General features: G+C 66.3%; 8 protein-coding genes and 2 pseudogenes. 3 read left to right on the forward strand and 7 right to left on the reverse strand.

The genetic code is table 11. The features are described 5' to 3' along the window. The 7 genes from A9X05_RS04365 to A9X05_RS04395 all read right to left on the reverse strand — a co-directional run. Positions 1-471, reverse strand: a 471-nt coding sequence (locus A9X05_RS04365) for an LLM class flavin-dependent oxidoreductase (RefSeq protein WP_156736452.1), incomplete at its 3' end; no start/stop codon positions are given. A gap of 1 nt (position 472) precedes the next feature. Then, positions 473-952: a VOC family protein gene (locus A9X05_RS04370; RefSeq protein WP_067748814.1), complete on the reverse strand. Its 480-nt coding sequence runs from the start codon at positions 950-952 to the stop codon at positions 473-475. A 15-nt stretch (positions 953-967) separates the two neighbouring features. Beyond that, entirely contained in the window at positions 968-1,717 is a 750-nt protein-coding gene (locus A9X05_RS04375; protein ID WP_067748811.1) for an SDR family NAD(P)-dependent oxidoreductase, read from the reverse strand. Beyond that, on the reverse strand, positions 1,714-2,955 hold the full coding sequence (locus A9X05_RS04380; RefSeq protein WP_067779492.1) for an MBL fold metallo-hydrolase: 1,242 nt from the start codon (positions 2,953-2,955) through the stop codon (positions 1,714-1,716). Before A9X05_RS04380 ends, A9X05_RS04375 begins: the two co-directional genes overlap by 4 nt. Positions 2,956-2,974: 19 nt before the next feature. Further along, positions 2,975-4,246: a sulfotransferase gene (locus tag A9X05_RS04385; protein ID WP_067748805.1), complete on the reverse strand. Its 1,272-nt coding sequence runs from the start codon at positions 4,244-4,246 to the stop codon at positions 2,975-2,977. A 71-nt stretch (positions 4,247-4,317) separates the two neighbouring features. Then, on the reverse strand, positions 4,318-4,704 hold the full coding sequence (locus A9X05_RS04390) for a DUF2237 family protein (protein ID WP_067779498.1): 387 nt from the start codon (positions 4,702-4,704) through the stop codon (positions 4,318-4,320). Positions 4,705-4,791: 87 nt separating this feature from the next. Next, complete coding sequence (locus A9X05_RS04395) at positions 4,792-5,124, reverse strand: PE domain-containing protein (RefSeq protein WP_067779500.1); 333 nt, start codon at positions 5,122-5,124, stop codon at positions 4,792-4,794. A gap of 143 nt (positions 5,125-5,267) precedes the next feature. Here A9X05_RS04395 and A9X05_RS04400 point away from each other — a divergent pair. The 3 genes and pseudogenes from A9X05_RS04400 to A9X05_RS04410 form a co-directional block, all read left to right on the forward strand. Beyond that, positions 5,268-5,712, forward strand: a pseudogene (locus A9X05_RS04400) (TM2 domain-containing protein). A 117-nt stretch (positions 5,713-5,829) separates the two neighbouring features. Next, complete coding sequence (locus A9X05_RS04405) at positions 5,830-6,963, forward strand: 1,4-beta-xylanase (protein ID WP_067779502.1); 1,134 nt, start codon at positions 5,830-5,832, stop codon at positions 6,961-6,963. A 119-nt stretch (positions 6,964-7,082) separates the two neighbouring features. After that, positions 7,083-7,883: pseudogene (locus A9X05_RS04410) on the forward strand (hypothetical protein); the annotation flags it as partial.

The raw sequence follows: 7,883 nt of genomic DNA on the forward strand, positions 1-7,883 counted from the left end.
GGTCCAGGTGCCGGTGCAGATTCCCGCGTCGGCACCTGGACCCGACCACACCGACAGCATCCGTTCGAGCAGGCTGTCCATCAGCGCGCCTCGGCGCGCGAAATCGGTCCTCATGACGTCATATTCGACCGTACGATAGCCGAGGCCCACCGTGGTGTGTAGGCGGCCGCGGCTCATGTTGTCGACCAGCGCGATGTCCTCAGCGAGCCGGACCGGATTCCACAGCGGGCCCAGCGCGCAATCCACGCTGGCGATCAGCGTCGAGGTCCGGGCCAAGAACATCGCGGCCGCCATGATGGGGTTGCAGCTCCAGCCGTGTCCGGTCGCGTGATGCTCGTCGACGCTGATCGAGGTGATGCCGTGCGCCTCGCCCCACTGCGCCAATTCGAGGGCGGCCGACAACAGCCTGCTCTGCGTGCGGGGTTCGCCGTGCGGGGAGGCGAAGTTGAAGCGCAGCACCGTTAGCAACACGTCACGCCTCCTGTGGGGCGGCCATCGACTGCAGGAAGGCGGGGAAGTCCGGGAACAGCGCCCGATCGACGATCTCGATGCGCGCCCCCGAAGAGTCTGTGTAGTAAGCGAATAGCCCGAGTTCGGATCCGGGCACGTCCGCCGTCATCTCGAGGGCGAAGCCGTTGGCCTCGAGCGCTTGGGCGCTCGCGGCGAGGTCGTCACTGAAATAGCCGAGGTGGTGAACCGCGTTGCCCGGCGCGGCCATCCATGGGGTCCCGGGCACCTCTTGCACCAATTCCAGGTGTGGGCTCTGCAGTGAGTAAACGATTGTGGACGTCAACTCGCGGACGCCGGTCGGCGTGCGGAACGGCAGGGTGTAGGTCATCGGGGCGATCCAGCGGTAGCCGGCCAGCGCGCTGAGCCGGGCCATGGCGGCGTCGAGGTCGGGGACGATGACGCCGGTGTGGTAGAAATCCTCGGGGCGCAGGGCACTTGTCATGTGTCTCCTCGGTTTTCAGACGCAGTCTGAGGCGGCGTCGACGACGAACACCGCGCCGCTGGTGTAGCTGCTCTGCTCGGTGCACAAGAAGGCGATGGTCGGGGCGATCTCGCCGACGGAACCGAAGCGGCGCAACGGGATGTGCGCCAGCTCGGACTCCACCAGTTCGGCCGAGCCCTGCATCGGTGCGGTCATCGGGGTGTCGATGGCGCCGGGCGCCACCGCGTTCACCCGAATCCCCTTACCGGCCCATTTGACGGCGAGGTTCCTGGTGACGCAGACGATCCCGGCCTTCGCCGCGCCGTATCCCGGCACCAAGGGGACGGCCCGCAGCGCCGACATCGACGCCAGGTTCACCACGCTGGCGCCGCCGTCCGCCGTCGACGCCTTCAACGCGCGGTAGAGCCCGAGCGTCAACCGGTACGGTCCGGTGAGGTTCAGCGCGACCGATGCCTCGAATCCGTCCGGCTTCGATTCGTCAAGGCCGCCGGGGAAATTGGCACCGGCGTTGTTGACCAGCACGTCGAGGCTGGTGAACTTCCGCGCCAGCGCGTCCACCGAATCGGGGTCGCTGATCTGCAGCTGGTGATACTCCATGCCGGACAGATCGGCCTGGTAGTCGGCGGCCGCCGGTCGCGTTCCGGTGACCGCGACGTGGGCCCCGGCGTCGCGGAACAAGACGGCGGTCGCGTGCCCGATCCCACTGGTGCCGCCGGTGATCAGCGCCGTGGTGCCGGTGAAGTCGAAGCTGACCCGTGCCGTCATGAGTTCCTCGCTATCTGATTCTTCAGCCAGGCGGTCTCCCAGAAGTTCGTGCTGGCGGCCAACAGTTCTCCGTGTGCCTCGCGTAGCACCGCCCGAGCCCCGGCATGGTCGGACGGAAGGAGCTCGCCAAGATGGATGGCTTGCAGCGGGCGACCGGCGGCAAGGTGTTCCCGCGCCCGGCCCACCAAAGCGTCGGCCCCGGCGAGCTCGACCACGTCTGCGGCGACGGCGTCGAACCCGACCGGATAAAGCTCGGTGGTCGACTCGTGGTGAAACCAGCCGGAGTAGTTTTCCCAGACGGCCCGCACGTCCCAGGCCACCTTCCCATAGCCTTGTCCCACTTCGTATTCCGCGGGCAGCGTGATCTCCCGCATCAGGGTTCGCACGTCCTTGCCCGCGTTCATCCCCTCGACCGTCTGGTCGTGGACGTACCGAATCGCGTCGCGCAGCCGGGTCAGCTCGGCATGAATGCGCTCGGGGCCCGCTATCGGTTCGAAATGACCAGTCACCAGGAGTTCGGGTCGCAGGTCACGCACCCTCTCCACCGAGGAGATGGCGGTAAGGGCGTCGCGATACCGGTCGCCGCGCATAGTGACCAGGTTGGGAATGTGTCCGAACAGCGGACCGAAGACATTCCCGCACAGGCAAATCCGCTCGTCCGGCAGCCACACCACCAGGGAGTCGGTGGTTTCGCCGCCGGGCACGGCGATCAGTTCCAACCGCCGGCCGCCGACCTCTAGTGTCAGGGTGTCCTCGAAATCGAGGTCCACGACGGGAACGCTCTGGCCGGCCAACCGGGTGCTACCCAACCGCCGTTGAATGGCTTGGATGCCGGTGGCCAGGGTCTCTTTGAACGCGAACGCGCTGCGACTGGCGCGATACGGAATGAGTCGTTCGTTGTCGTCTCGCCAGAGCGTCCAATTCGCCTGGGCGACGACGGTCGTCTCCGGGTCGCGGACGCTGTCCAAACCGCCGACGTGGTCGACGTGTCCTTGCGTGAAGACGATATAGCGCACCGGCGAGGGATCGACGGCGTCGAAGTTCGCGCGGTGCACCGGGCCCTCGAAACCCATGCCGGTGTTGACGATCACGCGGCCGTCACGCGTGGTGAGTAGGTAGGAGTTCGAGAGCCCCGGTGAACACCACAGCCCGGGCGCGACCTCTTCCGCCCGTTCGGCGGAAGCGGGCCGCATGGCGTCGGCGCCGGGCCGGCTGCGGTAGATCGGATCGGAACTCATCGCTGTCGTTGCCTTCCAGCTAGGTCTCGGCCTGGACGTCGAACTTGTCGAAGTAGAAGTCGAAGCGCCCGCGCAACTCGTCGGGCGTGACGCCGAAGTGGCGGTGCAGGTGGTAGCGGATGCGGCCGTGTTTGCCCCGCGGGTTGCCGTCCAGATACTTCTCGAAGCGAGCCCGCACCTTCGGTGTCAGTTCGACGCCGCCGCAGCGATAAAGGCTTTCGAGGACTGGCATCTCGTTGCCGTTCAGCTGATGGAAACTGATGTCGATGCTGCGTTCGGCCGGCACCAGGTCGCGGTCGCGCACGCACGCGCTGAGCAGTCGGTGCACCCGGTCGCTCCAATAGTCCACCAGCCAGTCCGGCTCGATGCTGGTTCGGCGCAGTCGATCGGAGTAGGCCATCATCGTGATCGCCGACTGGATCACCGCCACGGGATCGCGGTGCGTGAAGGCCACGGTCGCGTCGGGAAACGTCGCCATGAGCGGGCCGAGCTGTTCACAGTGCTGCGGACTCTTCAGGATCCAGGTCCGCGGGCCCCGCAGAAAGGTCAAGGCCTGCAGCACCTTCCGTAGGTATGCGTAGTGGCGGCTCTGGTCGAGGCCCAGGTAGTAATCGCGCCAGTCCGGCACGCGCGCATGCCATTCCAGGACGTAGGCGGCCAGATCGAGGTCGAGGAGCTCGACCTCTTCCTCGATCGCCTCGGGGAATCGGTCGTGCATGGCTGCGACCAACGGCGCGCTGGCCATCAGCGCGTCGTGCTCGGATTTGGCTCGCGCGTAACGCGGGTCGACGCCGGAGATGTCGGGGCCCTGCCCGGGGGCGGGAATGGGTTCTTGGCTCTCCCAGTACGGCAACGCCCGACGGCGCGGGTCGGCGGCAATGAGATTAACCAAATGCGTGGTGCCCGACCGGGGCATCCCGACGACGATGAACGGCTTCTCGATCGGGATGGCTTCGATTTCCGGGTAGCGCTTGAGGAGTTCGGTCAGCGACAACCGGTTGCGCAGCAGACGCACGACTCGTTGCCGCAGCGAGGACCGTGTCAGCTGTCGCAGGCCCTCGTCGCCGTCGATCGCGGCGACGTGAGCGGCGAGCCGACCGGCGAAGCCGTCGACGTCGTCGAGGTCGGCTCCCCGCTCCAGCCCGGCCTGCTCGACCGCCTCCGCAAGCATCCGGTCGATGTCGAGGTCGACCACTTTGGCCTCGGTGAAGTCCAGAATCTGGCGTTGGACGTCGGTCAGCTTGGGCGCGGTGAGGTCATCGAAGTCGATGTCATCAACGGCAGAGCCCACCGGATCCTCTTTTCGACGTGTCGCCGAAGAGAAATATGACACAGAGCCGGGGCGTCGATCCCCCGTGGCCCCTAGAGATTCGCCAAGTCGTCGGGCACGTCGACCTTGTGTTCCTCCAGCGTCTCGAGAGGCACCACCTCGAGCGTGCGCTCGTGCGTGGAGGCCAGCACCACCGGCGCGGCGCAGCCATCCTGGTGCGCCCGAAGCCAGTTCAGCGCCGTCACGCACCAGCGGTCACCGGGCAGCAGGCCGGGGAATCGGTATTCGGGGACCGGGGTCAGCAAGTCGTTGCCGATGGAACGCTGGTGCTCGAGGAATTCGGCGGTCATGACCGCACAGATCGTGTGCCGGCCGATGTCCTCGGGCCCCGTCGAGCAACAGCCGTCACGGTAGTAACCGGTCAGTGGTTCCGTGCCGCACGGTTCCAGCGGACCGCCTAGCACGTTTCGATCGGGCACGGTTTCAGTATCGCGCTCTCGAGGGTGAAGTTTGAAGTAACTTTGCCGTCTCCGCCGGCGCGAATTTGCCGGCGCCGGCCTCGGTGGTTATCCGGCCATCCGGTAGGTCGCCAGCGGGCGCACCGCAAGCACGCTGCCCGCCGCTGCGGCGTCGACCTCCGAATACATCCGGGCGATGTCGACCACCGCCGTGCCCATCCGAACCAGCTCTTCTTGCGCCGCCGTGTTCAGTGCCAGGAAGGCGGAGGCTTCGGCGGCGAAGGCGAGGGCCGCCTGCGCGGACACCTCGTCGGCCCCGGCCGGCAGCAAAGCGGTGGTCGCCGGCGATGCGGCGGCACCGGCCTGCAGACCTTGAGCGGCGCCGCGGACCACATCCGTCCCGATTCCGGCGGCGGCCGCATCGAATGACAGTGCCTGCACGGAGCGCTCCTCACCGAGTCGTGATGATGTCGTGATGCGATAGTAGCAATAGGAAACTATTGGCGTCTACAAATCTTTGCCTGAGAAAGAGTTAAGGGCTTCCGAGGTGGACGCGGTGCCGGTGCCGGGGTTAACTCGGGCCAATGTCGACGCCGGACCCGCGGGGAAACCCGTCCGATGAGCCACCCTGGGACCGGCGGCCGCCCGGGCCTCCGCCGCCGGGCTTTCCGCCGCCCGCGCAGCCATACCCTGGTTATCCGCCGTATCCCGGCTATGCCGGTTACGGCGATTCCCACGCGCCCTACGGCCGCGACCCGGTCACCGGACTACCGCTGTCGGACAAGTCGGCCTCGACCGCCGGCTTGCTGCAGCTGTTTTTCGGGCTGTTCGGTGCCGGCCGCTTCTTGTCTCGACTCGAGTCGAATCGCCGTCGCGCAACTCTGTCTCGGCATCTTCGGCACGGTGTTCACGCTCTTCTGCTTTGTGGGCTTTCCCGTCCTGCTCGCGGGCGTCATCTGGGCCATCGTCGACGCGATCATGATGTTCACCGGCAGCGTCAAGGACAGTTACGGCCGCAAGTTGCGCTAGCCCGCGGGTCGGGCCAACGAGCGCCAGGTGACGGGGCGATAACAATTCCCCCGTCAAGCCGGCGCGACGCGCTGGGCAAATCCCGGGGAAATCGCCGGGAAAATTTATCGTCACATCGTGCAACGACGAACGGCCCTCAAGCTGCCGGTTTTGCTGGCAGCAGGCACCGCGCTCGCCCGGGTGCCACGCGCCTCGGCGGAGGAAGCGGGCCGATGGCCCGCCGAACGCGCCAACCGTTGGTATCAGGCGCAGGGCTTCCTGGTCGGATCCAACTACATCACCTCCAACGCGATCAACCAGCTGGAAATGTTCCAGCCCGACACCTTCGATCCGCGCCGGATCGACGCCGAACTCGGCTGGGCCAGGTTCTATGGGCACAACACCGCCCGGGTGTTCCTGCACGATCAGCTTTGGGCTCAGGATCAACGGGGTTTTCAGACGCGGCTGGCTCAGTTCGTCGACATCGCCGCTCGGCATCGCATCAAGCCGCTGTTCGTCTTCTTCGATTCGTGTTGGGATCCGGCGCCGAAGGCGGGGCGGCAGCGCGCGCCGACCCCCGGCGTGCACAACTCGGGCTGGGTGCAGAGCCCCGGCGCCGAACGCCTTGGCGATCCCCGCTATGCGGCTGTCATGCGCGACTACGTCACCGGGGTGTTGACGCAGTTCCGCACCGACGACCGCGTCCTGGGGTGGGACCTGTGGAACGAGCCCGACAACCCGGCGAAGGTGTACCGAAGCACCGAGCGCAGCGACAAGGAACAGCTCGTCGGGAACCTGCTCCCCCAGGTGTTCCGATGGGCGCGCGCCGTCGACCCCAGCCAGCCGCTCACCAGCGGCGTGTGGCGCGGCGACTGGGGACAACCCCAGGGGCGCAGCGCCATCAGCGACATCCAGCTGGCCAACGCGGACGTGGTCACGTTCCATTCCTATGCCGAACCCGCGGGCTTCGAGTCCCGGATCGGCGAGCTCGCCCCGCTGGGGAGGCCCATCCTCTGCACCGAGTACATGGCCAGGCCGCGGGGTAGCACCGTGGAAGGAATCCTGCCAATTGCCAAGCGCCACAACGTCGGCGCCATCAACTGGGGTCTGGTCGCCGGGAAGACCCAGACCTACTTCCCGTGGGAATCGTGGGATCACCCGTACACCGCGATTCCGAAGGTCTGGTTTCACGACCTGCTCCGCCCCGACGGCCGGCCCTTCCAGGACACCGAAGCGCTGACGACACGAAAGCTCGCCGGGACGCAAGCTTAGATCAACCTCGGCTCGACCGGGCGGGCGAATTCGCCGTCGACCGGCCCTGATGCGGCGGTACGCTTGCTTCGCAGAGGGGGCGGCGATGTTCTTGTTGTCAAGCGGCCAGTGACCGTGCAATGGCGCTGGCAAATCTGAGCGAAGCGGAGCTGATCGGGGCGGCCGGCGGTGACCCCTGGGCGATCAACCAGAGCCTGCAGGCGGGCAGCCCGTTCCAGATCTCGCGGCTGGCGGAGGCGTTTCACAACGCCGGCCGACACTCTGCCGAAGCCGACCACGCATTCGAGCAAGCCAGAAAGCGCTTCGAGGCGTCGTGGAATCACCAGAACGGAGACAATCCGATCAACGACTCCTCCGAAGTTCAGCGGGTAACAAAATCGCTTGGCGCGCAATCCGAGCAATTGCCCAAGATTGGCGCCGACCTGGAAAATATCGCCGCCGCGCTGGCCGACGCGCAGAAGCAGGGCTCCGCAGAAATCGCCAGCCTGGACCATCATTTGCAGTTTCTCGACAAGCTGATCGGCGCGGCGAAGGAGGATCTGAAGCTGGACCTGCCCGAGCAGGAACGCAACAAACTGCTGAAATTGATCGAAGGTGCCCACGCCGACGCCGTCGACGACGTCCGCGATGCCATCAAACAGATGGAATCAATCCGCAACGCCTACTCCGACACCCTGCACAAAGCGCTCGGTTCATTGCACACCGAAGGCTACGACCCGCCCCCGGCCATCGACGACATAGTGGAACGCCCCTTGCGAGGCGAGGTCAGAGATCTGGGTCCGATCGCCGGGACCGGAGGCATTCCCGGGATCCCGGGGATCGGGGCCGCGGACCTCGGCGAGATCGTCGAAGTGCCCGGGCAGCCGGGAAGATTCCTTGCGATCTTCGGGGATTCGTTCTCAGGCAACAAAGTTGGCGAA

This window comes from Mycobacterium sp. E3298, assembly GCF_001666895.1.
In the GTDB taxonomy this organism is placed as follows: domain Bacteria; phylum Actinomycetota; class Actinomycetes; order Mycobacteriales; family Mycobacteriaceae; genus Mycobacterium.